This is a genomic window from Streptomyces coacervatus (assembly GCF_029223485.1).
Lineage (GTDB): Bacteria > Actinomycetota > Actinomycetes > Streptomycetales > Streptomycetaceae > Streptomyces > Streptomyces coacervatus.
In genome coordinates this window covers 832,035-854,669 of sequence record NZ_JARHTP010000002.1, presented here as the reverse complement: position 1 = coordinate 854,669, position 22,635 = coordinate 832,035, and the positions used below count along the sequence as shown (strand labels likewise).

The following is a 22,635-nucleotide window of genomic DNA, read 5'->3' as shown; positions in this document are numbered from 1 at the left end:
CGGTGGGGCAAGAGGGCCTCTCTGGTCGCCGGTGCAGATGTCGCAATCCACACCAGGCCAGAAGGCCCTCACTCAATTCAAGATCCCTCAGCCGAGACCTGTGTCACCAACCTCCGTGGACAGAACACCTAGGGCAGCCCCCACGCCTCGCCCGGCTCGCTCACGCCCACCGGAGCGATGACGAGGTCGGGCCGTTCGCCGGTGTACAGCAGGACCTCGCGGCCCTTGGGGAGGTCGATGGCGAGGGTGCCCTCGGAGGTGGTGCGGGTGTGCGCCGGGAGGCCGTCGTCGAGGACGGCGGTCAGCCGGCCGGCGGGCAGACCGTGGCGCACTTCGAGCGGCTCGCCCGCCAGGCTGCGTACGCGCACGAAGCGGGTGACCCCCTCGGCGCGGACCGCGCTGACCAGGAAGGCGCCCTGGGTGCGGAAGTCGTGGAGGGTGACGTCCGACCAGGAGGACGGGACGGCGGGGAAGACCCGGACCACACCGCCCCAGCTCTGGCACAGCATGTCGTGCAGGGACTGCGATGCCGACAGCGGAGTCTCGATGACCGGGCCGGCCTCGGTGTAGTGGGTGTTGGCCCGGCACGGGTAGCGCGTGGTGGGGTCGAAGAACTTCTTCAGATACGTCAGCGCCGTGTCACCGCGGCCCATCATCGCGTACATGGACGCGGCGCCCGTGTAGCTGTAGCCGCGGTGCGCACCGGTCAGCGCATGCCAGCGCACGACCGTCTTCTCGATCAGCTCCCGCTGCTCGGGCTGGTCCCAGTTCACGAGGTAGAGCGGATAGACCATCAGCAGATGCGAGTAGTGGCGGTGGGACTGGGCGTACGGAGTCTGCGCGCCGATCATGAAGCCGTTCTCGTCGACCGGATACGGCGTGAGTCTGGCCAGGACTTCCTGCCAGCACTGCTTCAGCGGGTCGTCGACTCCGAGGCGCTGGGTGACGTCCAGGAGCGTGGTGCAGCCCCAACGGATCAGCGCCAGGTCGTAGTTGGTGTCCTGCGGGGGGATCACCGGATACTCCGGCGAGAGGGTCGAGGGCAGGTGCAACCTGCCGTCGTCGCCGGGCTGGAGGAAGTGCCAGTAGTAGTTGATCGTGCGGCGCAGCAGCGGGTACACCGTGTCGCGCAGCAGGGCCTCGTCCATGGTGTGCCGGTAGCTCAGCCACGCGTTGTGCAACGCCCAGGTCAGGTCGCCGACTTCGGCGCCGGTGCCGGGCGTGCCGACGGTGCGGTCGGCGAACATGTCGGAGCTGCGGCCGATTCCGGCGCTGTCCGGGCGGTATGCGGAGGGAACGTTGGCGACCAGCTGTTCCTGACTCTGCCTCAACGTGCTGACCAGCGAGTCGAGTTCGGGGTGGTTGGAGCCGTGGGTGAGCCAGTACTCGAGCTGGACGTTGAGGTTCCACCACACGGCGGGCCAGGGCGTCGGTTCCAGCCACGGCCCGGAGGTGGCCATCACGGGGCCGCCCGCACGGCTCGCCGACGCGACCTTGTACAGCTGGATCCAGTGGAAGCTCTGCAGCCGCTCGTCGGGGATGGAGACGAAGCTCTTGCGGTAGAAGGCGTGCCACCAACGGGTGTGCCGGGAGCGGAGGCTGCCGTAGGAACCGGCGCGCTGGACCTTCTTGAGCGAGACCTCCCCGGCCCGGGTGTCGGAGGGGTGACTGTGGGCCACGCCGAGCAGGAGGGTGTCGCCCAAGTGGCGGCGGGCCGTCGCGGTCTGGCCGCCGCCGACGAGCGGCTGCAGGACCTGTTCGACGTCGCCGGTGGTCTGTGTGGTCCAGGGCGGGTTGGCGACGTAGCCGGCCGGTGGCGCCTCCTGGATCTTGCGGGGGCTGATGGCCTCCTCGGGGTGGAAGGTCCAGCGGACCTGCTCCTCGCCGTCGGCCGTCGTGCGTGCGGCGAGGATCCCGTCGTGGATGAGGGCGGAGAGCGTCAAAGTGCCCCTGTCCGTGGTGACCGTGCCGGTGAGCTCGGCATTCCACAGGCTCAGGCGCCAGTCGACGGAGGTGATGGTGCCGACCGGGTCGAGGGTCAGATGTCCCACGGGCAGCCGGGCGGTGCCCCATCCGCTGCCGAACTCGGGCCGGTGGTCCTGCACTTCGCCGTGCTGCACGGTGAAGCGGATGCTGTTCGAGTCCGGCTCCCGGTACACCATGCTGCCCAGGCGCCCGTCGCCCAGGAACGGGCCCTCGTACCAGACCGTGGGCAGCCGATGCCACACCAGATCCTGCCCGCGCAGGAAGTCGGCCCACGCGCCGTCGGAGTCCATACGGTTGCGCAGCTGCCAGCGAGTGTCGGGCGCGGCGTCTTTGGGGGTAGCGGCAAGGGCTGTGTGAGGTAAGGCGGCGGCGGTCGTACCGCCGAGCACTGAGCCGAGCACGGCTCGTCTAGAGGTCATTGCGGGGTGCCTCCACGATGCGACGACAGTTCCTGCGATTCATCGGATCTATCTGCTCGCGCAGCGTAGGAGCGGCCTCCAGAATGCGTCAACGGTCTCAACATGCCGAAGATTGATCCGATGAACCTGCGTCACGTCTGACCGTCGGCGGTTCTGCGATGCCGACGAAGTTCCCGGCCGCCGGCCGGATCCGCGTCTGGGCTGCTGCCACGCGAACAGGTCGGCCTCGACGAACTCGACGCAGGCGGCCGCGGTACGCGCGCGTGCGAGCGCCGGCATTTCGGCTGCCGCATCGACGGCCGTCACCGATTCGGCGCACGCGGCGAGCAGCCTGGTCCACTGGCCCGTACCGCAGGCCGGCTCCAGCACTTGCCGGCCGCCCCCGCCCGGTAGTACGGCAACTGCTCGGCAAGAAGAGCGTCGTCATCCATGCGGACACGGTCGGCCTTGACCTTCGGGCAGGGTCAAGACCGACCGGGGCACGGGCCGCAGAGGTCAGGCGCCGACGTACGCCGCGAGATGTTCGCCGGTGAGGGTCGAGCGGGCGGCGACCAGGTCGGCCGGTGTGCCCTCGAAGACGATCCGGCCGCCGTCGTGACCGGCGCCGGGGCCGAGGTCGATGATCCAGTCGGCGTGGGCCATCACCGCCTGGTGGTGCTCGATGACGATCACGGACTTGCCGGAGTCGACCAACCGGTCCAGCAGGCCGAGGAGTTGCTCGACATCGGCGAGGTGGAGGCCGGTGGTCGGCTCGTCGAGGACGTAGACACCGCCCTTGTCCGCCATGTGCGTGGCGAGCTTCAGGCGCTGCCGCTCGCCGCCGGAGAGCGTGGTGAGCGGTTGGCCGAGGGTGAGATAGCCGAGCCCGACGTCCGCGAGACGCTCCAGGACCTTGTGCGCGGCCGGGGTGCGCGCCTCCCCCTCGGCGAAGAACTCCAGGGCCTCCGACACCGGCATCGCGAGCACCTCGGAGATGTCCCGGCCGCCGAGGCGGTATTCGAGGACCGACGCGTCGAACCGCTTGCCCTCGCAGTCCTCGCAGGTGCTGGCGACCCCGGCCATCATGCCCAGGTCGGTGTAGATGACGCCGGCGCCGTTGCAGGTGGGGCAGGCGCCCTCGGAGTTGGCGCTGAACAGGGCGGGCTTGACGCCGTTGGCCTTGGCGAACGCCTTGCGGATCGGTTCGAGCAGACCGGTGTACGTCGCCGGGTTGCTGCGCCGCGAACCCCGGATCGGGCTCTGGTCGACCGAGATCACCCCGAGCTCCTCGGGGATCGACCCGTGCACGAGCGAGCTCTTGCCGGAGCCCGCCACGCCGGTGATCACGGTGAGCACGCCGAGCGGGACGTCCACGTCGACGTCCTGCAGGTTGTTCGCCGTGGCGCCGCGGATCTCCAGGGTGCTGGTGGACTCGCGCACCTCGTCCTTGAGCGACGCCCGGTCGTCGAGGTGGCGTCCGGTGACGGTGTCGCTGCCGCGCAGCCCGGCGACGGTGCCCTCGAAGCAGACCGTGCCGCCCGCCGTGCCGGCGCCGGGGCCGAGGTCGACGACATGGTCGCCTATCTCGATGACCTCCGGCTTGTGCTCCACGACGAGCACCGTGTTGCCCTTGTCCCGCAGCCGCAGGAGCAGGTCGTTCATCCGCTGGATGTCATGCGGGTGCAGCCCCGCGGTCGGCTCGTCGAAGACGTACGTGACGTCGGTGAGCGAGGAGCCGAGGTGGCGGATCATCTTGACGCGCTGCGCCTCGCCGCCGGAAAGCGTGCCCGCGGACCGGTCGAGCGAGAGATAGCCGAGGCCGATCTCGACGAACGAGTCGAGGGTCTGCTGCAGCGCGGTGAGCAGCGGCGCCACCGACGGCTCGGCGAGTGCGCGCACCCAGTCGGCCAGGTCCCTGATCTCCATCGTGCAGGCGTCCGCGATCGAGATCTTCTTGATCTTCGAGGAGCGGGCGTGCTCGGCGAGCCGGGTGCCCTCGCACTCCGGGCAGGTGGTGAAGGTGACCGCGCGCTCCACGAAGGCCCGGATGTGCGGCTGCATCGCCTCCTTGTCCTTGGCCAGCAGCGACTTCTGGATCCGCGGGACCAGACCTTCGTAGGTCATGTTGATGCCCGCGATCTTCATCCGGGTCGGCTCTCGGTGCAGCAGGTCGTGCAGTTCCTTCTTGGTGAACTTCCGGATCGGTTTGTCCGGGTCGAAGAAGCCGGACTCCGCGTACAGCCGGGAGTTCCAGCCGCCGCCGGTGTAGCCGGGGATGGTGAAGGCGCCCTCGTTGATCGACTTGGTGTCGTCGTAGAGCTGGGTCAGGTCCAGGTCGGAGACCGATCCCCGGCCCTCGCACTGCGGGCACATGCCGCCGACCCTGTTGAAGGTGACCTTCTCCCTGGCGCCGGTTCCCACCTTGATCGCGCCGGACGCCGAGACCGAGGGCACGTTGAAGGCGAAGGCTCCGGGCGGCCCGACGTAGGGCTTGCCCAGTCGGCTGAACAGGATCCGCAGCATCGCGTTGGCGTCGGTGGCGGTACCGACCGTGGAGCGCGGGTCGGCGCCCATCCGCTGCTGGTCGACGCTGATCGCCGTGGTCAGACCGTCGAGGACGTCGACCTCGGGCCGCGACAGGTTCGGCATGAAGCCCTGCACGAAGGCGCTGTAGGTCTCGTTGATCAGACGCTGCGACTCGGCGGCGATCGTGTCGAACACCAGCGAGCTCTTGCCCGAACCGGAGACGCCGGTGAACACCGTCAGCCGGCGCTTCGGGATCTCGATGCTGACGTCCTTGAGGTTGTTCTCGCGCGCGCCGTGCACGCGGATCAGATCGTGGCTGTCGGCGGCATGCAGGGCGGGCGACTGCGAGTGCGTCCTCTTGGCCGTCGTCATCGTCTCTCCATCTGTCGGGCAGGGCGGGCGCGGGAGGTGGTCGGTACGCGGCGGTCCGTGGGACTCAGCATCCGGCAGCACGGCCTCGATGCCGGACACGTGCCAGTACGTGACCGGCGGGGTGGGTGGATGTGCCGGTCATGGTCACTCCCGAGGTCGTGGTTCTGCGGTCACGTTAGCTCCGGCTCGCGGACCGGCGCTTCTTCATTCCTGACGGGTTCCCCGACCCCTCCTGCCACCGGTTCCTGCGCCGGGCCGACAGCAGGACGCAGGCCAGGGCGCCGAGTGCCACGGTGGCCAGTCCCGAGCCGCCGAGCGTCGCCCGCGGCCCCAGCGCCGTGGTGAGCGGTCCGCCGAGCGCCGTGCCGAGCGGCGACGCGGTGAGCAGCACCGCGCTGCGGGCCGCGAACATCGCGGCCAGGTGCTGCGGGGGCGACTTCGCCTGCATGAGCGTGACCGAGAGCGCCACGAACGGTCCGTAGATCGCGCCGCCGAGCGTGAAGCACGCGACGGTGACAGCCGTCGGCGCACCCGCCCCGAACGGCAGCAGCGCAAGCCCCCAGACGACCACGATGCCGACCGTCACCGGCCACAGCGGCAGCTGCCGCAGCGCGCCGACCGCCAGCGAGCCGAGCACCGCGCCGACGCCGAACATCATCCAGTACAGGCCGAGCAGCGTGCCCGGTGCGTGCAGCTCCTCGGTCACATGCAGCGGCAGGGCGACCTCGACCGGGCCGTACAGAAAATTGAAGAACCAGGTGAGCGTCAGCAGCCCGAGCAGCTCGGGACGGGACCGCAGCAACGCGAGCCCGCCGCGGGCGGCCGCCCCGTCGACCGGGGAGACATGCCCGGACTCCGGCAGCCGGGTACGCACGACGAGCACGGCGAGGAACACGTAGGTCAGCGCGTCCAGGCCGAGCACGAGCGCGGAACTCGCGTAGGTCACCAGCACACCGGCGACGGCGGGCCCGGCGATCGTGGCAGCGAAGTCGAGTGAGCCGACGAGGGTGTTCCCGGCGAGCCGCTGATCCTCCGGCAGCAGTTCGGCGAGCAGCGTGTACTTGCCCGCGCTGCCCCAGGCGTGCAGCAGTGACGACACCGCCAGCAGCACGACGTACAGCGGCGGTGAGAGCAGCCCCGCGAGCCAGGCCAGCGGTACGGCGCCGATGAACACACCGCGCACCACGTTGTCGGCGATCAGCAGCCGCCGGGCCGGTACTCGGCGCAGCCGGCGCCCGAACACCAGCGCGCCGACCACACCGGGCAGGGTGTACGCGGCGACCGCGCCGCCGACCCACAGCCCCGCACTCTGCTGCGGGGCGAGCTCGATGGCGAGCCACGCCACCGCGACGAAGCTCATGCCGTCGCCCAGACAGGAGACGGCGAAGCCGAGGATCAGCCGCCGGAACAGCCGGTCGGCGAGGACCGGCCGGTACGCGGAGGGAAGGAGGCGTCGCATCACCGAGGTCACGCTAGGCGGGGCCGGCGGGCCGGCGCTTCTCGATTCCTGATCGTTGCGGATACGGCGGCCGGTGAACAGCCGTCGGTGTCCACTCTTGGCCCTGCGGTACGCCCGTCCGGGGCGAGGCGAGTTCGTCGTGACGTCGGCTCAGACCCGGCCCTGCGGCAGCCGCCGCACGGTGGACGGCATCCCGAACCGGACGGAAACACCAGGGGAGTAGAGCACGCTGACCGGCGGCGCGTCCGTCATGTGCGGCAGCCCGGCCGCCGTGACCAAGTCGTCGTCCAGATCGAGCAGTTCGGCCCGGTGCAGCGGCCAGGGTGCGTGCTCGTTCGGCAGGTGCACCGTGCGGCCGTGCCAGGCGAAGTGCATGCCCCAGCGGGCGCTGAGGAACAGCTCCAGCGGCGTCGGCTGCGCTATGGGAGCGCCGGGACGCACCACGACCCGGCTGGTGCGTCCGCGGCCTGCGGACCGTCGGCGGCGGCAGGTGTAGGTGATCACACCGTTCTCGCGGTGCAGACGCATCGCCGACCACACATAGGGCAGCCGTACGCCGAGCCGCCCCGCCAGCACGGGCAGCAGACGGGTCGCGTCCAGGGACCGGAACACGACACCGCGGCGGCCCTGCTCGTCCACCGAGTACAGCCGTACGTTCGTCTCGCAGAACGTCCCGAGATACGGCAGCCCGGGCCCCGGGCCGAGGCCCACGTCGCGCATCAGGAACGGCACCAGACCGACGTAGGTGACCCCGTCGAGAGTGTCGGGCCGGGTTCCGGCGGGCAGCAGCCCGGCCACCCGCTCCGGCTCCACCGGCCAGTGCAGGAAGGTCAGTTGATGCCAGCCCTGCACCAGCGTCGGCCTGCGCACGGGCCGCGGGGTGGACGGGGTGACCGGTTCGATCTCCATGCCCTGCCTTGTAGCACGCGAGCAGCGGCCGTCTGTTCGAACGGGCCGGGGTTTCCCGGCGGTGTGCGCAACAGCACACTCACATACGTCGCCCGGCCGGTGCCGCGGTGCTGTGTCTGACCACCAGGCTGGTCGGGACGAGATCGGTGCCGGGCTGCGAGCCGCCGCGGGTGCGGATCTGCTGCAGGGCGCCCCGGACGCAGCGGCGGCCGACCTCGGCGAAGTCCTGGTGGACGGTGGTGAGGGGCGGGACGAAGAAGGCGGCGTCGGGGATGTCGTCGAAGCCGACGACGCTGATGTCCTCGGGCACGGTCAGGCCTCGTTCGTGGAAGGCGCGCAGCAGGCCCAGCGCCATCTGGTCGTTGGAGGCGAACACCGCCGTGCAGTCGGGCTGTTCGGCGAGTGCGAGGCCGGCCGCATAGCCGGACTCGGCCGACCAGTCGCCGTGCAGCGGCGGCGGCACCGGGCGGCCCGCCTCCTCAAGCACCGTGCGCCAGGCCTGAGTTCGGCGCTGGCCGGCGAAGGATGTCTCCGGGCCGGTCACATGCCATACGGTGCGGTGGCCCAGGTCGAGCAGGTGGCTGACGGCCTTGCGGGCGCCGTCGGCCTGGTCGGTGTCGACCACGCTGTAGCGGTCGCCGGCGTCGGAGTCCACGACGACGACGTGCACACCGGGCGGCAGCTGGACCGTGCCGGTGTCGAGCAGATGGATCTCCATGATGACGATCACGGCGTCGACGGCCAGCTCGCCCATGCGTGTGAAGGCCCCCAGGACGTTGTCCTGGGTCGGGACGTCGATGGGGATCAGGGTGATCGCGTACCCCTCGGCCGCGGCATGCGTGGCGATCGCCTCCACGGTGCGGCTGTTGCCCGTCGAGGACAGGCTGAAGAGGATCACGCCGATGGTGTTGAACTGCCCGTAGCGCAGGGCGCGCGCCGCGCTGTTGGGCCGATAACCCAGTTCCCGCATCGCCGCGAGCACCTGCTCCCGGGTCGAACTGATCACCCCGGGATAGCCGTTGGAGACCCGCGAGACCGTCTGGGACGAGACGCCCGCGCGCTGGGCGACATCGGCCATGGAGACCCGCTGCTTGCGGCGCCCGCCCGGAACGCCGGAGCTGCCCCGTTCCACCACTCGTGCCTCCCTCGGTACCCCGACCTGTTGCGCAACGCACCGGATGTTACGCGTGAGGAGCCTTGACGGCCGCTGGGGCGGATGCCACGATTCCGGCGCCGCCGAGTTTACGTAAACATCCCTTGCCACGACAGTGCATGTTTACGTAAACATGCGAGGCGCCGAGCCGCCACCTCCCGAAAGGCCACGCCGATGCGCAAGACCCCCGCCACCAACCGCCTCGCCCCCCGGCTGCGTGCCGCCTGTGCGGCGGTCGCCATCGCCGCGGTCGGCGGCGCGACCCTCACCGGCAGCCCCGCCGCCGCGGCGCCGGCCGGCACCACCCAGTTCAAGGGCGTCAACTGGGCCGACCCCCGCGACAACTACGCCAACGACCCCGTCGTCCTGTCCGGCCTGTCGCTCTCCGACACCTACGCCCAGACCTACACCAAGGCCAGTCGCGTCATCTCGGCCTTCCGCGCCAACCTCGGTGCCAACACCGTCCGGCTGCCCATCAACCCGTACACGGTCAACGGCTCCTACTGGAAGTCGTATCGCGGCGTCATCGACGCGGCGACGGACAAGGGCTTCAAGGTGATCCTGTCCTACTGGGAGGGCACGGGCGCCCAGAAGGACGGCTTCATCGACGACGAGGCCACCTACTGGCCGATGTGGAACACCGTCGTCAAGGCCTACCAGGGCAACTCGAAGGTCTACTTCGAGCCGATGAACGAGCCGCACGGCTACACCGACACCCAGTGGGCCGACATCGCCGCCAAGTGGCTCGCGACCTACCCGTCCGTCCCCCGCGACCGCGTCTTCGTCAGCGGCGCCGGCTACAACGACCACGTCACCTCGGTCTGCGCCGACCCGCGGCTCAAGGGCACCTATCTCTCCCTGCACCACTACGGCTTCTGGAAGGACTACGCCACCTACGACCAGTGGGTGTCCGACCTCAAGGAGCGCATCGGCGACTGCGCGAGCCGCACCGTCGCCGACGAGTTCGGCGCCCCGATGACCACGGGCCTGGACTACGACAAGCCGGACGCCACCAACAATTCGATCAACTTCATCCAGGCCGACACGGACACCTTCCGCAAGCTCGGGATGGGATCCGTCTACTGGCCCGGCCTGCGCACCGACGACACGTACTCGATCCAGAAGCTGACCGGCGACGCCGCCCGGCCCTGGCTGGCCACCACCAACCAGTCCGGCGCCGACCGCCTCGCCTGGGCCTGGGGACACGGCAGGCCCGTCCAGCCCTGACCGGCGCACGCCGCAACCGCCGGACGGCCCCGGACCCGCTCGGGCCCGGGGCCGTCCGGCCCCCCATCACCCCCCGGCTATGGCTTGATGCCCACCCCGGTCCAGAGGCTGACCTCGGTGTCGGTGGGCTCCGTCGCCCCCTCCTGCCGCGGCTCGGGACGCCAGCGGTGACCCACCTCGATGCCAGGCTCCAGCAGGTCGAGCCCCTCGAAGAAGCGGCCGACCTCGTCGCGGGAACGGACCTGGGCGGGCGTCCCGGCGGCGACGTAGATGCCGACCAGCGTCTGCCACGTCACCGGGTCGAAGTCGGGTGTGCAGTGGCTGATGGCGAGCGCGCTGCCCGAGGGCAGCGCCTCCATGAGGCGGGCCACGATGCCGTACGGGTCGAGGTCGTCCGGCACGAAGTGCAGCAGCGCGTTCAGGGACAGCGCCACCGGCTGCGTCAGGTCGAGTGCCTCGTGCAGTTCGGGGGCGGCAAGAATCGCCTCCGGGTCGGTGAAGTCGGCCTGGATGTACGTCGTGCGGCCCTCGGCGGTGGAGCGCATCAGGCGTTCGGCGTACTTGAGGACGAGCGGGTCGTTGTCGGCGTACACCACCCGGGCATCGGGCACCGCGGACTGCGCCACCTGGTGCAGGTTCGGCTCGGTGGGGATGCCGGTGCCGATGTCCAGCCACTGACGGATGCCGTGCTCCCGGGCCAGCACACGGGTGGCGCGGTGCATGAACGCGCGGTTCTCCCCGGCGCAGACGAAGATGGCCGGGAACACGCCCGCGACCTTCTCCGCGGCCTGCTTGTCGACCTCGAAGTGGTCCTTGCCGCCGAGGTAGTAGTCGTACAGCCGGGCGGAGTGGGGCCTGCTGGTGTCGATGTCCCGCGCGGCGTGCGAGTTGGTCATGCCGTCCCTTTCGGTGGTGTGCGTGGGGGTGTGCCGGAAAGGTCAGCCGGCCGTCAGATGGTCGGCGAGGCCCCGTTTGACCCCCGCGACGAACGCGGTGATCTCCTCCGGGGTGTAGATCAGCGCGGGACCGGCGGGATCGGTCGACTGCCGCAGGGCCACGCGGCCGTCGGCGAGCTGCTTCGTCTGCACGCACTGGCCCCCGTTGGGACCGCTCCACGGAGACTCCCAGCCCTGTTCACCGAGGTCCGACGCCGGCATTCCGTTGTAGACGTCGCGGACAGTGCCGTCGACGCTGGTCATGAGTACTCCTTTCGCAAGCGGTTCAGGAGCGCCCTGCTGTCCGCGTCCGAGGTCAGCAGGGACATGCGGTTGTGCGCCTCCAGATGGGCCGCGACGTCCGAGCGCTGGTCCAGGTACATGGCACCGGAGAGGATCTCGCTGTAGACGATGTCGGGCAGCTCCGGCTCCTTGAACCGGAAGTAGGTGAAGGGGGCGCACGCGCCGACGTGGGCGCCCGCGGTGAACGGGACGACGTCGACGCTGACGTGCTTCAGCTCCGAGACCTCCAGAAGCCGGTCGATCTGCTCCCGCATCACTTCGGGACCGCCCACCACCCGGTGCAGCACCGCCTCTTCGAGCACCACCCACAGCGTGGGCGCGTCGGGTCTCTCCAGCAGGCCCTGGCGGCGCAGCCGCAGATCCACCCGCCGCTCCAGGTCCTCCTCGCTGCCGTTCGGGAAGCCACCGCGCAGGACCGCGCGCGCATACGGCCGGGTCTGCAGCAGCCCCGTCACATAGTGCGGCTCATAGGTGCGCAGCGTCGTGGCCCCGGTCTCCAGGCTCACATAGCCGCTGAACCAGCTCGGCAGCACATCGCGGTACACATGCCACCAGCCGGGCTCGTTGGCCCGCTCGGCGAGGTCTACGAACTCGTCGATCTCCTGCCGGTCGGCCCCGTACGTCTCCAGCAGCTTGTCCACGTAGACGGGCTTGAGACCGACCTCCGCCTTCTCCAGGCGGCGGATGGTCAGCGACGTCACCCGCAGGGCCTTGGCCGCGTCGTCCAGCGTCAGGCCCGCATCCTGGCGCCGCTCCTGCAGCCGCCGGCCGAGGATCATGCGCAGCACGGTGGGTGCACTGGGGCTGCTGCCGGCGCCCGACCGACCTTCGTTCACGCCCAACCTCCTGAGTGACCGTCACCGGACCGGAACCGGCGGCGACTTGACGAAGTCTCCAGACCGATACCGACCCCATGAAATTATCAGGCAGCTGGTTGCAGCTTGAACCGCCCTGTGAGCATAGTTACTTGTGTGAATCGTTTCGGCGATTCACTGCGCGCCCGCTCCCCACGGAAGGCAACTGCGTGTCCCCCCACACGACTTCCTCCCCGCAGCTGTTAGACGCCCCGAACCCGGAACGCACCCACTGGCTCGAACTGCCGCCGCACCGCTCCAGCATCCGGGTCGCCCGCCGCTCCATCGGCGCCCGCCTCGGCGCATGGCGCCTGCCGGGCGAGCTGTGCGCGGACGCCGTCCTGCTCGTGTCCGAACTGGCCACCAACGCCGTACGGCACACACTCAGCGCCCGGATCCTGTGCGGCATCGGGCTCATCACCGACGGGTGCCTGCGCCTGGAGGTGCACGACCACGACCGCACGGACCGCGGCCTGCCCCGCTGTGAGCCGTCCCCCGACGACGAGAGCGGCCGCGGACTGCTCATCGTGGAGCAGATCGCGGACAGCTGGGGAGTCGACCGGTCCAGACTCACCGGCGGCAATGCCGTGTGGGCGCACCTGACGGCCTGAACACCCTCGCAGGGGAAGGGTGTTCAGCTTTTCCCTGGCGTCAGCTCGGCGAGCAGCAGGGTGCGGTCGTCGGCGGCGGCCGTGGCGGAAGGGGTGTGCAGCAGCCGCCGGCACATGGACTGCAGCCGGTCCTGTTCGCCGGCGGCCGCGGACTCGACGGCCGCCTCATCCAGGGCGCGGGCGAGGCGGATGATCTCCTGGTCGATGTCGGCGTCCCGGGACTCGACCAGACCGTCGCTGTAGAGCCCGAGCAGGGCCGGTTCGTCCACGGTCAGTACGGTCGCCTCGTAGCTGCCCGTGCCCAGCCCCAGGGGCAGGCCCGGGCCGGCCAGCGTGACCGGTGCGGTCCGGCCGTCGGGGCCGCGCAGCAGTGGCGGCGGGTGGCCCGCTCCCACGAGGGTGCAGGTGCGCTGCCGGGGGTCCCACTCGGCGTAGATGCAGGTCGCGAAGGAGGCGCCCGGGGTGTCGCTGGCGAGTGCGTCCAGGCGTCGTATGAGATCGGCCGGAGGGATGTCGAGGGTGGCCAGGGTGCGGACGGCGGTGCGCAGCTGGATCATTGCGACGGCCGACTCGGGGCCGTGCCCCATGGCGTCCCCGACGACAAGACTGACCCGGTCACCCGGCCGTTTCAGCACGTCGAACCAGTCACCGCCGATGATGTTGCCCTGCCCGGCGGGCAGGCAGCCGTGGGCGATGCGGCAGCCCTCGACCTCCTGTGCCGTGCCGGGCAGCAGGCTGCCCCGGATGGCCAGGGCGGTGCGCCGCTCACGCGCGTAGCGGCGCGCGTTGTCCAGGGCGATGGCGGCCCGTGCGGCCAGGGACTCCGCGGCCGCGATGTCTCCCGGCCGGAAGGTGCCCAGGGCCTTGCCGCGCGAGCAGACGACGAAACCGACCGCGGTGCCCCGCAGTTGAAGCGGGACGACGAGGAAGGACGCCACCCGCAGGAGGTCCTGGATCCGTGCGTCGCCGCCCCCGGAGGCGATCAGCCGCTCGGACGTGTGCGGGTCGACCGAGTCGAGCAGCTGCGCGTGCCCGTCGGCGAGAGCACGTGCGTACGGTGTCTCGCGCGGGAGGACGATCACCTCGCCGACCGGCAGCACACCCTCCCAGTCCTCCAGGGCGTCCCTGCCGACGCGCAGGGCCAGGCGGCGCGCCTCGATCTGGGGCGGGTCGGTGACGGCGTATGCGTGTTCGTCGCGCAGCCAGCGCTCCAGCAGGTAGACCGATGCGGCGTCGCAGAATCCGGGGGTCAGCGCGTGTACCACATGGCTGCCGGTCAGCCACAGGTCGAGTTCCGAGCCGATGGCGTCCGCGGCGGGAGAGAAGGCCGACCGACGGGGTGAGGGCAGGGCAGCAGGCGTCGCGTCGGTGCGGCTGCGCGGGTTGTTGCGCAGGGTCGTGCCTTTCCGGGTGGGGGTCCGGCGATACGGCGGGACGGGCGGCTCGCCGTGCGCCGTCGGTAACTATATGATGACGTGTCAAGGCCCCTGGTGAAAGAGGGAGTTGCGGTGCCCGACAGTGAAGGTGTCCCGCCGGGGAGCGATCCGGACAAGGCGAGCGTCGCCCGGGTGTACGACGCCCTGCTGGGCGGGGAGCACCATTTCGCCATCGACCGGGAGGCGGTGGCGGCCATCACGGCCATCGAGCCCCAGGCGCGCATCCTGGCCCGGGCCAACCGCGCCTTCCTGGGACGGGCCGTGCGCTTCCTGACCGGGTCCGGGGTGCGGCAGTTCATCGACCTCGGCTCCGGCATCCCGACCCAGGGCAACGTCCACGAGGTGGCGCAGGCGGCCAGCCCCGGAGCCCGGGTGGTCTACGTCGACAACGACCCCGTGGCCGTGGCCCACAGCACCTCCCTGCTCGCCGACAACCCCGACGCGGACATCGTCGACGCCGATATCCGCCGGCCCGCCGACATCCTCTCCTCCCCGCAGGTGCGCAAGCTGATCGACTTCGACCAGCCGGTCGCCCTCCTGATGAACGCGATCCTGCACTTCGTCACGCCGGAGGAGGACCCCGTCGGCCTGGTGGCCGCCTTCCGGGACGTCCTGCCGGAGGGCAGCTTCCTGGCCATGTCCCACGGCACGAACCAGGACCGCCCGGACAAGGCCGCCGCGGTGAGCAAGCTGTACCGGTCCAGGGCCACCTCGCCGGTCACCACCCGCTCCCACGACGAGATCCTCGAACTCTTCACCGGCTTCGACCTCGTGGAACCAGGCCTGGTCCACCTCCCCCTGTGGCGCCCGGACCCCGACGACCGGATCCCGGACAACCCGAAGGAGTACTGGGTGTACGGGGGAGTCGGCCGCAAGGGTCCGTAGCCGGGCGCCGCGGGCCTCCGGTGTCCAGGTACCAGCCGTTGACGTAGCCGCTCGCGCAGTTGCCGAACTGGGCCACCGCCACGGTACCGGGGCACGGGCGCGGATTGGCGTGCGCGGGTGCGGCCGTGCTGCGTCCGGGCCGTGGAGCCGTCCTGGCACTCGTGTCTGTCGAATCGGCGCACCGCTCTTCGTGTAGAGGGTGAGAGGCCGGCACCGGGCCGGCGGAGCGAAGGGCTGTGATGACGATGACCCAGGTGTCCACGCTGCTCACCGGCCGAGGCCTGGTCGAGTCACCCCGCTGGCACGGCGGCCGGCTGTATTTCTCCGACTGGACGGCCGGCGAGGTCGTCGCCGTCGCCCCGGACGGCCGCAGTGAGGTCGTCGCACGGGTGCCGTCGCTGCCCCTGTGCACCGCGTGGCTTCCCGACGGCCGACTGCTGGTCGTCTCGTCCGCGCAGGGGCGGCTGCTGCGCCGCGAGGGCGACGGCAGCCTGGTCGAGTACGCGGATCTCGGCATCCCGGGCTGGAACGACATCGTGGTGGACGGCCGCGGCAACGCCTATGTCAACCGTGCCCACTTCGACCCGATGGCGGGAGAGGACGTCACACCCGGTTCCGTCCATCTGGCCGCCCCCGACGGCTCGGTGCGCGAGGTGGCCGACGACATCGCCTTCCCCAACGGCATGGCGGTGACCGCCGACGACGCCACCCTGATCGTCGCGGACTCCTACCGCCACCAGCTGCTCGGCTTCGACATCGAGGCCGGCGGCACCCTGACCCGGCGACGCGTCTGGGCCGACCTGGGCGAGGGCACCCCGGACGGCATCTGTACCGACGCGGAGAACGCCGTCTGGTACGCGGATGTGCCGAACCGTCGCTGCGTGCGCGTCGCGGAAGGTGGCACCGTCCTGCAGACCGTGGCGCTGGACCGCGGAGCCTTCGCCTGCGTGCTCGGCGGTCCCGACCGCAGGACCCTGTTCATCACCGCGGCACGCTGGCAGGGCATGACGGAGACCGAGATGGTGGCGCCCGGAAGCGGTCAGGTGCTCGCCGTTCAGGTCGAGGTGCCGGGAGCAGGCCGGCCGTAGGACAGTGCCTCGCCGTAGGACTCGGCCTCACAGGAACGGGGTGCCCGCATCGAGCCCCGACAGGACCCGGCCGTAAAGCTCCAGATTGGTCGCGGGATTGACGAAGGAGTGCAGATTCAGGGCCTGCACATCGCGCACGGCCCGCTGAATGGGCACCTCCCGGTGCAGCGAGGACGCCCCGGAGGCGGAGGCGATCAGGTCGACGGCCTCCTTGCACAGGCGTGCCACATAGCCGCTCTGCGCCCGGATCCTGGCGCGCTCCTGAAGCGTGTACGGCTCGCCTGCCTCGATACGGGCGACGAAGTCGCCGGTCAGCAGCTCGGCGCAGGAGATCTTCATGGCCGCCTCGGCCGCCTGGAGATGGGTGACGGTCGCCTCGTTCTGCCGCTGGTGGAACGTGTAGGTGATGCTCCGCCGATGGATCCGCTCGGTGAACTCCTCCAGCGCGCCCCGCGCCAGCCCGAGCGCGTTCGGTGCCGTCCAGGCGCAGAACAGCAGCAGGACGGGCATCCGGTAGAAGGGGTCGTCGGCGTTGGTCTTGGAGGGGAACTCGCCGTTCAGGAGGGGTCCGACGGGCAGTACCCGGTGCGCGGGCACGAAGACGTCACGGGCGACGACGCTGTTGCTGCCGCTGCCCGCAAGGCCGGAGACATGCCAGTCGTCGAGGATCTCCAACTCGGCCATGGGTACGGCGGTCCACAGCACCTCGGACGGACCGTCACCGGACTCGACGCGGGCCGTCAGCAGATGCCAGTCGGCGTGCCGGCAGCCGGTGGCGAAGCCCGAGGTGCCGTTCACGACGTAGCCGTCGGCCGTGGCGACCGCGGTGGCGTCCGGGATGAGGGTGCCGCCGACCCGTACGTCGGGACTGGTGAAGATCTCGTCCTGCGCCTCGTCGGGGAAGAGCGCCGCGATGAACGCGCAGCCGGCCTGGATCAGGGCCGTGAAGGCGGTCGAACCGCACGCCGCGGCGATCTCGGTCAGCGCCTCGACCTGGACGCTCGGCCGGGTCTGGTAACCGCCGTACCGCCGGGGGACGTTCATCCGGTAGATCCCCGCGTCCGTCAGCGCCGCGACGACCTCGCGCGGCACGCTGCGCTCCTGCTCGGTACGGAGTGCGTGCTCGCGGACGAACGGACGGATCGCCGCTGCGCGTTCGACGATGCCGGCGTCGGAAGGCGGCGCTGACGACGGAGCCATGGATGACCTCCGGGCACGACGGGCACGACGAGCCCTCACCGTGACGCGGATCGCACTCAGTGTCAACGTCCCGTACAACGGCGGGAGTTGAAACAGAAGAGCTCGTCAGCCACTGCCCATCCGATCCGCCAGACAGGCGAGGTAGAGAGCCATGGTGGTGCGGTGTTCACGCAGCGGCCGGCCGGTGATCTGCTCGATCTTGTTCATGCGGTAGACGACGGTGTTGCGGTGGATGTGCAGGGCGGCGGAGGCCCGTACGAGGTTGAATCCGCTCTCGCACCAGGCGGTGATCGTGTCGCGCAGCGTCGGCCAGTCCGGCTGGGCGCGCAGATCGGCGGTGGTGAGGTCGAGCAGACGGTTGCGGGCGGACTGGTTGACCGCGGCCAGGACCTGGTGGACCCGCAGATCGGCGATCAGCCGGACGGGGGAGTCCCCTGCCGAACGCCCGCCCAGGCGCAGCGCGTCGCATGCGTCCTGGTACGACTCGTGCAGACCGCCGACGGAGGCGGCAGGCTCGCCGATGCCCACGCGGGCGGTGAGACCGTCCTGTGCGGCGATGACGTCGACGACCCGCCGGCAGTCGGCGACCGGCGACTCCGTCCGGCGCCGGGCCGGAAGGCGGTGCAGCACACCGATCCGTCCCGGCGCCGTACCCGCGACGATGTCCTGAGGGTCGGCGAAGACCTCGCGGACGGTGCGCAGCAGCTCCGTGCGGACCAGCGCGACGTCCTGGGCGGGAGCGCCCCGGCGTCGCGCCGCCCCCTCTGGCACGGTCACCTCGATGGCCACCGCGACCCGTGGCAGCCGCAGGTCGAAGCCGAGTTCGGCGGCCCGGAACACGACGAAGTCGCCCTCGACGACCTGGGGATCGTACGCAGCGATGTCGGCGAGCAGCTTCTCGGCCGCCCGCTCCGAGAGCAGCCGGGAGCGCAGCATCACGGACTCTCTCAGCAGGATCTCCGTCTGCCGCTTCACCAGCAGTCCGAAGCGGCGCACCTGGGCGGGCGTGCCGGTGATCCCGACGGTGCCGACCGCCTGCCCGCCCGCGACCAACGGCAGGGTGACGCCGGGTCGCACCCCGCGCAGCTGCTGGGCCTGCGAGGCGTTGTGCGTGGCCGGTTCCTTTGTACGGATGACCTCGACCGAGGCCTCGTGGAAGGAGCCGACCCGGCTGCTGTCACCGCTGCCGATGACCATGCCCTCCGCATCGGTGATCAGCACGTTGAAGCCGATGACGGCGGAGGTGTCCCCGGCGATCTCCTGCGCGAGTGACGGGCTGAGCACGGCTGTTCCTCCCATACCAGGGGAGCGGTCCGAGGTTGGACGCACCGTACAGGGAGCCGCATGATTCCGGCCACAAGTTCATACGAAGTGAACGGTGACGTCCGGTCGGGCCGATCTCTACCGTATGGGCCCAATCAACCTCCCCGCCGAGGGCACAGCGCGGTGAACGGCGGGCTCCTTCAGTGCAGATACCAGTGCCGATACGGAAGGCCCATGCCGATGATCCGTGTGCGCTCGCTCGCCGTCGCCCTGTCCGCGATGCTGATGACGTCCACGCTCGCCGCCTGCAGTTCGGGCGGCGACGACTCCCCGAAGAACGTGTCCGCCAAGACCGCCGCCCTGGGCACGCTCACGCCCGGCGTCATCAAGGTCGCCGTCCAGCCGTACGCGCCCTACACCACCGTCCAGGGCGGCAAGATCGTCGGCCTGGACGGCGACATTCTCGCCCACGTGGCCAAGAAGCTCGGTCTCCAAGTCAAGCCTCAGGTGACCGACTTCGCCGGCATGCTCGCCGGAGTGCAGTCCCGTCGGGTGGACATCACCATCGGTGGTGTCGCCTGGTCCGCCGACCGCCAGAAACAGGGGCTGTTCACCGACCCGCCGTACTACTCGCCCCCGGCGATGGCCGTCCGCAGCGGCAAGACGTACAAGACCGTCGACGACCTCAAGGGCCTCAACCTCGGCACGGTCGAGGGCTACGTCTGGGTCAAGTCCATCCAGTCCGTGCCCGGCGCCAAGCTGCACGCCTACCCGGACGCCACCGGCGTCTTCGACGACCTCGGCGCGGGCCGCGTCGACGTCGGCTTCCTCGACCCGCTGATCATCATCGCGGCGCATAAGCAGCGACCCGAGCTGAAGATCAGGACGGAGTACCTGACCCCGCCGACCGCCGCCGAGGTCAAGGCCAAGCCCGCCTACCAGTACTTCCAGCCGTACCAGACCGGCTTCTATCTCCCCAAGCAGGCAACCAAGTTGGAGAAGGCGATCTCCGCACAGATCGACGCCATGTACACCGACGGCGAGATGGCGAACCTCGTGAAGAATTACGGCGGCGACCCCGAGCAGTTCCTCAAGCCCGCCGCCGACGTCGCCACCGCACGCCGAGGCGTGGACCGCCCGCAGTCCTGGACGCCGCCGTCCATCGGACAGTGAGGGGAGCGCGAACATGTCCGGCCTCTTTCAAGTCCCCTGGTCCGACTACCGGTCCGACCTCCTCGACGCGCTCTGGCGCACCGTCTCCTACACACTGGCCGGCTTCGTCGGCGCGGTGCTGCTCGGCCTGGCCGTGGCGCTGCTGCGGCTGAGCAGGGCGTGGCTCGCACGGGCCGTCGCCGCCGTCTACACCGAGGTGTTCAAGAACGTCCCGCTGCTGGCCATCATCTTCCTGACCTACTTCGGCCTGGCCTCGGCCGGCATCCGGCTCGACGTGTTCACCGCCGGCTGCCTCAGCCTGATCGTCTTCTACGCCGCCTACCTGTCCGAGATCTTCCGCGCCGCGATCAGCGGAGTGCACACCGGACAGACCGAGGCGGGCGAGGCGCTGGGCCTCGGCAGGGCGGGCATCTTCACCCACATCGTGCTGCCGCAGGCCGTACGGCAGGCCCTGCCCGGCACCAACACCATGCTGGTCGACCTGCTCAAGTCCACCTCGCTGCTGGTCACCGTCTCCGCCGCCGAGCTGATGTCGGAGGGCCGGCTCATCACCTCCGCCACGTTCCGGGCGCTGGAGGTGTACCTGGTCATCTCGGCCATCTACTTCGCCCTCTGCTACCCGCTCTCCCAGCTCCTTCTGCTGTTGGAGCGGAAGGTACGCGCCGGTGTCCCGCTGTCGCCCTGGCGACGCCGCCGCGTGCGGGCCGCTCGTGCGCTGCTCGCCGCCGACCTCGGCGTGGCGGCCGACCTGAAGGAGACGACCGTATGACCGAGCCCGTGACCACGGCGAAGACCGCCGGTCCAGCGGACCGTACCGAGGCGGTCGTACGGATCGAGGGCCTGAGCAAGTCCTTCGAGGGCCGACTGGTGCTCGACGACGTGAACCTGGAGGTCGACCGCGGCCGAATCGTCAGCGTCATCGGACAGAGCGGCGGCGGCAAGACGACCCTGATGCGCTGCGTCAACCTCCTCGAACGCCCCGACCGGGGAACGGTGGAGGTGGCCGGCGAGGTGGTGCACCGCGGCGGGCGCACGGTCTGCCGGGACCTGCCACGGCTGCGCCGTACCGTCGGCATGGTCTTCCAGCGCTTCAACCTCTTCCCGCACTTGACCGCCGTGGAAAATGTGGTCCTGGCACAGCGCAGGGCGGGAGTCCCGGAGGCGGAGGCGCTGGAGCGTGCCGTCACTCTGCTCCGCCGGGTCGGCGTGGCCCACCGCGGCCTCGCCCAGCCGGAACAGCTCTCCGGCGGAGAACAGCAACGCGTCGCCATCGCCCGGGCGTTGGCGCTCCGCCCCGAGGTGCTGCTCTTCGACGAGCCCACCTCCTCCCTCGACCCGGAGGCCACCCGCGAGGTGCTCGGTGTGATGCGCGAACTGGCCACCGACGGCATGACGATGCTGCTGGTCACCCACGAACTGCCCTTCGCCCGCGAGGTGTCCGACCATGTCGTCTTCGTCGACGGCGGCCGCATCGTGGAGGAGGGCGCACCGCGGGACGTCCTCGACCGCCCGGCCCACGCCCGCACCCGCGAATTCCTCGCCGCCTACGAGTCGGCGTCATGACCGCCCCCGTGGTGGTTCTCGGCGGCGGCGTGGTGGGACTGTGCACCGCGTACTACCTGGCCGAGGCGGGCCTCGACGTGGAGGTCGTCGAACGGCGCGGCCTGGGCTCCGGAGTCTCCCGGGGCAACGCGGGCTGGATCTGCCTCAGCCACTCAACACCCGTACCGGCACCGGGGGTTGTCCGGTACGCACTGCGCTCGCTCGGCCGACCGGACTCGCCCCTGTACCTACGCCCGCTGCCCGACCCGGCGTTCGTCCGTTGGCTGTGGCGCTTCTGGCGCAGCAGCACACCGGCCGTCTTCCGGCGCGGCTACGCGGCGATCGCCGAGCTCAACCGCACCACCTTCGACCTCTTCGACGGCCTGCGCGAGGCCGGTGTCGACACCACGCTGACCCGCCCCGGCATGGTCCACGCGTTCCTCTCCCCGGCCGAGGCCCGCCACCACCTCGCCGTGCAGCGCGAGATGGCGGACGGCCGCTACCCGCTGCCCGACGACGTCACCACCGGGGCGGAGGCGCGGCTGCTGGACGATGCCCTGTCGCCCGGGGTGCGCGCGGCGTATCTCGTGGAGGGAGAGGGCGTGGTCGACCCGGAGGCGTTCGCCCACGGGCTCGGGCAGGCGCTGGCCGCGGCCGGGGTGAAGGTCCACGAGAACACGGAGGCGGTGGGCTTCCGGAATGCGGGCGGCCAAGTCACCGCGATACGAACGGACTTGGGCGAGATTCCCTGCTCGTCCGTGGTGATCGCGGCCGGCATGCGCTCCATGCGCCTGCTGGGCGCGCTGGGCCACCCGCTGCCGCTCCAGGCCGGCAAGGGCTACAGCTTCTCGGTGGACCTGGACCCCGCCCCCCGGCACACCCTGTACTTCGGCGAACGCCGGGCCGTCGCCTCGCCGATCGGCGGCACGACACGGATCGGCGGCACGATGGAGCTGAGCGGCAACAACAACCGTCTCGACTGGCGCCGAGTCGTCGCCGTCGCCCTCGCCAGCCGCCACTACCTGGGCCGCTGGTTCGACGACCCGGACGACCTGGTCGGCCTGATCCGCGACCCCTGGGTCGGCGGCCGCCCCTTCCTCCCCGACGGCCTCCCGGTCATCGACCGCGTCCCCGGCCACACCAACGCCTACGTGGCCACCGGTCACGGCATGCTCGGCGTCACCCTGGGCCCGGTCACCGGCCACCGGCTCACCGAGTACGTCGTGACGGGCCGCCGCCCCGCCACTCTGGAGCCGTTCCGCTTCGACCGACTGCGCCGATGAAGTCCGGTGCGCGGGAATGCAGTTGTACGCCG

The 22,635-nt window shown here is 70.6% G+C and carries 20 protein-coding genes; 8 read left to right on the top strand and 12 right to left on the bottom strand.

Annotated elements, in window-relative coordinates; genetic code table 11:
* Positions 1-128: 128 nt before the first annotated feature.
* From P2Q00_RS07495 to P2Q00_RS07470, 6 genes are all read right to left on the bottom strand, one after another.
* Positions 129-2,405, bottom strand: a complete 2,277-nt coding sequence (locus P2Q00_RS07495; RefSeq protein WP_275770716.1) for a glycosyl hydrolase family 95 catalytic domain-containing protein — start codon at positions 2,403-2,405, stop codon at positions 129-131.
* A 48-nt stretch (positions 2,406-2,453) separates the two neighbouring features.
* On the bottom strand, positions 2,454-2,774 hold the full coding sequence (locus tag P2Q00_RS50730; protein WP_338059299.1) for a class I SAM-dependent methyltransferase: 321 nt from the start codon (positions 2,772-2,774) through the stop codon (positions 2,454-2,456).
* Positions 2,775-2,900: 126 nt separating this feature from the next.
* Positions 2,901-5,282: an ATP-binding cassette domain-containing protein gene (locus P2Q00_RS07485; RefSeq protein WP_275770715.1), complete on the bottom strand. Its 2,382-nt coding sequence runs from the start codon at positions 5,280-5,282 to the stop codon at positions 2,901-2,903.
* A gap of 175 nt (positions 5,283-5,457) precedes the next feature.
* Entirely contained in the window at positions 5,458-6,741 is a 1,284-nt protein-coding gene (locus tag P2Q00_RS07480; RefSeq protein WP_275770756.1) for an MFS transporter, read from the bottom strand.
* A gap of 150 nt (positions 6,742-6,891) precedes the next feature.
* Positions 6,892-7,650, bottom strand: a complete 759-nt coding sequence (locus tag P2Q00_RS07475; protein WP_275770714.1) for a YqjF family protein — start codon at positions 7,648-7,650, stop codon at positions 6,892-6,894.
* 79 nt (positions 7,651-7,729) lie between these two features.
* Positions 7,730-8,785 (bottom strand): LacI family DNA-binding transcriptional regulator, encoded by a 1,056-nt coding sequence (locus P2Q00_RS07470; RefSeq protein WP_275770713.1) that lies wholly within the window; start codon positions 8,783-8,785, stop codon positions 7,730-7,732.
* 192 nt (positions 8,786-8,977) lie between these two features.
* On the opposite strand from P2Q00_RS07470, the gene P2Q00_RS07465 reads away from it, so the two are divergent.
* A complete protein-coding gene (locus tag P2Q00_RS07465) occupies positions 8,978-10,030 on the top strand; it encodes a glycoside hydrolase family 5 protein (protein WP_275770712.1) in 1,053 nt (350 codons plus the stop codon).
* A gap of 77 nt (positions 10,031-10,107) precedes the next feature.
* Here the strand turns inward: P2Q00_RS07465 and P2Q00_RS07460 are convergent, their stop codons facing one another.
* Genes P2Q00_RS07460 through P2Q00_RS07450 form a run of 3 tightly spaced genes read right to left on the bottom strand, consistent with a single transcriptional unit; the run spans position 10,108 to position 12,104 of the window.
* A complete protein-coding gene (locus P2Q00_RS07460; protein ID WP_275770710.1) occupies positions 10,108-10,926 on the bottom strand; it encodes an SAM-dependent methyltransferase in 819 nt (272 codons plus the stop codon).
* Positions 10,927-10,968: 42 nt separating this feature from the next.
* A complete protein-coding gene (locus P2Q00_RS07455; protein ID WP_275770709.1) occupies positions 10,969-11,229 on the bottom strand; it encodes a DUF397 domain-containing protein in 261 nt (86 codons plus the stop codon).
* Entirely contained in the window at positions 11,226-12,104 is an 879-nt protein-coding gene (locus P2Q00_RS07450; protein WP_275770708.1) for a Sco1979 family transcriptional regulator, read from the bottom strand. Before P2Q00_RS07450 ends, P2Q00_RS07455 begins: the two co-directional genes overlap by 4 nt.
* 188 nt (positions 12,105-12,292) lie before the next feature.
* Between P2Q00_RS07450 and P2Q00_RS07445 the strand changes: the two genes are divergently transcribed.
* Positions 12,293-12,733, top strand: coding sequence for an ATP-binding protein (locus P2Q00_RS07445; RefSeq protein ID WP_275770706.1), 441 nt, complete (start codon positions 12,293-12,295; stop codon positions 12,731-12,733).
* A 23-nt stretch (positions 12,734-12,756) separates the two neighbouring features.
* Here P2Q00_RS07445 and P2Q00_RS07440 read toward each other — a convergent pair whose 3' ends face one another.
* On the bottom strand, positions 12,757-13,998 hold the full coding sequence (locus P2Q00_RS07440; protein ID WP_275770704.1) for a PP2C family protein-serine/threonine phosphatase: 1,242 nt from the start codon (positions 13,996-13,998) through the stop codon (positions 12,757-12,759).
* A gap of 243 nt (positions 13,999-14,241) precedes the next feature.
* Here P2Q00_RS07440 and P2Q00_RS07435 point away from each other — a divergent pair, with 243 nt between their 5' ends.
* Both P2Q00_RS07435 and P2Q00_RS07430 read left to right on the top strand, forming a co-directional pair.
* Positions 14,242-15,054 (top strand): SAM-dependent methyltransferase, encoded by an 813-nt coding sequence (locus P2Q00_RS07435; protein WP_275770703.1) that lies wholly within the window; start codon positions 14,242-14,244, stop codon positions 15,052-15,054.
* Positions 15,055-15,293: 239 nt separating this feature from the next.
* The gene (locus tag P2Q00_RS07430; protein ID WP_275770701.1) at positions 15,294-16,142 is read left to right on the top strand and encodes an SMP-30/gluconolactonase/LRE family protein; all 849 of its coding nucleotides are present in this window, start codon (positions 15,294-15,296) and stop codon (positions 16,140-16,142) included.
* Positions 16,143-16,169: 27 nt separating this feature from the next.
* Here P2Q00_RS07430 and P2Q00_RS07425 read toward each other — a convergent pair whose 3' ends face one another.
* Both P2Q00_RS07425 and P2Q00_RS07420 read right to left on the bottom strand, forming a co-directional pair.
* Positions 16,170-17,342 carry an acyl-CoA dehydrogenase family protein gene (locus tag P2Q00_RS07425; protein WP_275770700.1) on the bottom strand — a complete coding sequence of 391 codons (1,173 nt, stop codon included), beginning with the start codon at positions 17,340-17,342 and terminating at the stop codon, positions 16,170-16,172.
* A 105-nt stretch (positions 17,343-17,447) separates the two neighbouring features.
* On the bottom strand, positions 17,448-18,626 hold the full coding sequence (locus tag P2Q00_RS07420) for a CdaR family transcriptional regulator (RefSeq protein WP_275770699.1): 1,179 nt from the start codon (positions 18,624-18,626) through the stop codon (positions 17,448-17,450).
* A gap of 213 nt (positions 18,627-18,839) precedes the next feature.
* Between P2Q00_RS07420 and P2Q00_RS07415 the strand changes: the two genes are divergently transcribed.
* The 4 genes from P2Q00_RS07415 to P2Q00_RS07400 are packed head-to-tail and all read left to right on the top strand — an operon-like array spanning position 18,840 to position 22,603.
* Positions 18,840-19,778, top strand: coding sequence for a substrate-binding periplasmic protein (locus P2Q00_RS07415; protein WP_275770697.1), 939 nt, complete (start codon positions 18,840-18,842; stop codon positions 19,776-19,778).
* A gap of 13 nt (positions 19,779-19,791) precedes the next feature.
* Positions 19,792-20,547 carry an amino acid ABC transporter permease gene (locus P2Q00_RS07410; protein WP_275770695.1) on the top strand — a complete coding sequence of 252 codons (756 nt, stop codon included), beginning with the start codon at positions 19,792-19,794 and terminating at the stop codon, positions 20,545-20,547.
* The gene (locus P2Q00_RS07405) at positions 20,544-21,341 is read left to right on the top strand and encodes an amino acid ABC transporter ATP-binding protein (protein ID WP_275770693.1); all 798 of its coding nucleotides are present in this window, start codon (positions 20,544-20,546) and stop codon (positions 21,339-21,341) included. Before P2Q00_RS07410 ends, P2Q00_RS07405 begins: the two co-directional genes overlap by 4 nt.
* Positions 21,338-22,603, top strand: coding sequence for an NAD(P)/FAD-dependent oxidoreductase (locus P2Q00_RS07400; RefSeq protein WP_275770692.1), 1,266 nt, complete (start codon positions 21,338-21,340; stop codon positions 22,601-22,603). Before P2Q00_RS07405 ends, P2Q00_RS07400 begins: the two co-directional genes overlap by 4 nt.
* The last annotated feature ends 32 nt before the right edge of the window (positions 22,604-22,635 follow it).

Excerpts from the sequence above, each read along its gene's own strand:
- P2Q00_RS07415 (WP_275770697.1), top strand. The coding sequence starts at position 18,840 with ATGCCGATGATCCGTGTGCGCTCGCTCGCCGTCGCCCTGTCCGCGATG.
- P2Q00_RS07405 (WP_275770693.1), top strand. The coding sequence starts at position 20,544 with ATGACCGAGCCCGTGACCACGGCGAAGACCGCCGGTCCAGCGGACCGT.
- P2Q00_RS07400 (WP_275770692.1), top strand. The coding sequence starts at position 21,338 with ATGACCGCCCCCGTGGTGGTTCTCGGCGGCGGCGTGGTGGGACTGTGC.
- P2Q00_RS07485 (WP_275770715.1), bottom strand. The coding sequence starts at position 5,282 with ATGACGACGGCCAAGAGGACGCACTCGCAGTCGCCCGCCCTGCATGCC.
- P2Q00_RS07475 (WP_275770714.1), bottom strand. The coding sequence starts at position 7,650 with ATGGAGATCGAACCGGTCACCCCGTCCACCCCGCGGCCCGTGCGCAGG.
- P2Q00_RS07455 (WP_275770709.1), bottom strand. The coding sequence starts at position 11,229 with ATGACCAGCGTCGACGGCACTGTCCGCGACGTCTACAACGGAATGCCG.
- P2Q00_RS07460 (WP_275770710.1), bottom strand. The coding sequence starts at position 10,926 with ATGACCAACTCGCACGCCGCGCGGGACATCGACACCAGCAGGCCCCAC.
- P2Q00_RS07425 (WP_275770700.1), bottom strand. The coding sequence starts at position 17,342 with ATGGCTCCGTCGTCAGCGCCGCCTTCCGACGCCGGCATCGTCGAACGC.
- P2Q00_RS07465 (WP_275770712.1), top strand. The coding sequence starts at position 8,978 with ATGCGCAAGACCCCCGCCACCAACCGCCTCGCCCCCCGGCTGCGTGCC.
- P2Q00_RS07495 (WP_275770716.1), bottom strand. The coding sequence starts at position 2,405 with ATGACCTCTAGACGAGCCGTGCTCGGCTCAGTGCTCGGCGGTACGACC.
- P2Q00_RS07410 (WP_275770695.1), top strand. The coding sequence starts at position 19,792 with ATGTCCGGCCTCTTTCAAGTCCCCTGGTCCGACTACCGGTCCGACCTC.
- P2Q00_RS07430 (WP_275770701.1), top strand. The coding sequence starts at position 15,294 with ATGACGATGACCCAGGTGTCCACGCTGCTCACCGGCCGAGGCCTGGTC.
- P2Q00_RS07480 (WP_275770756.1), bottom strand. The coding sequence starts at position 6,741 with ATGCGACGCCTCCTTCCCTCCGCGTACCGGCCGGTCCTCGCCGACCGG.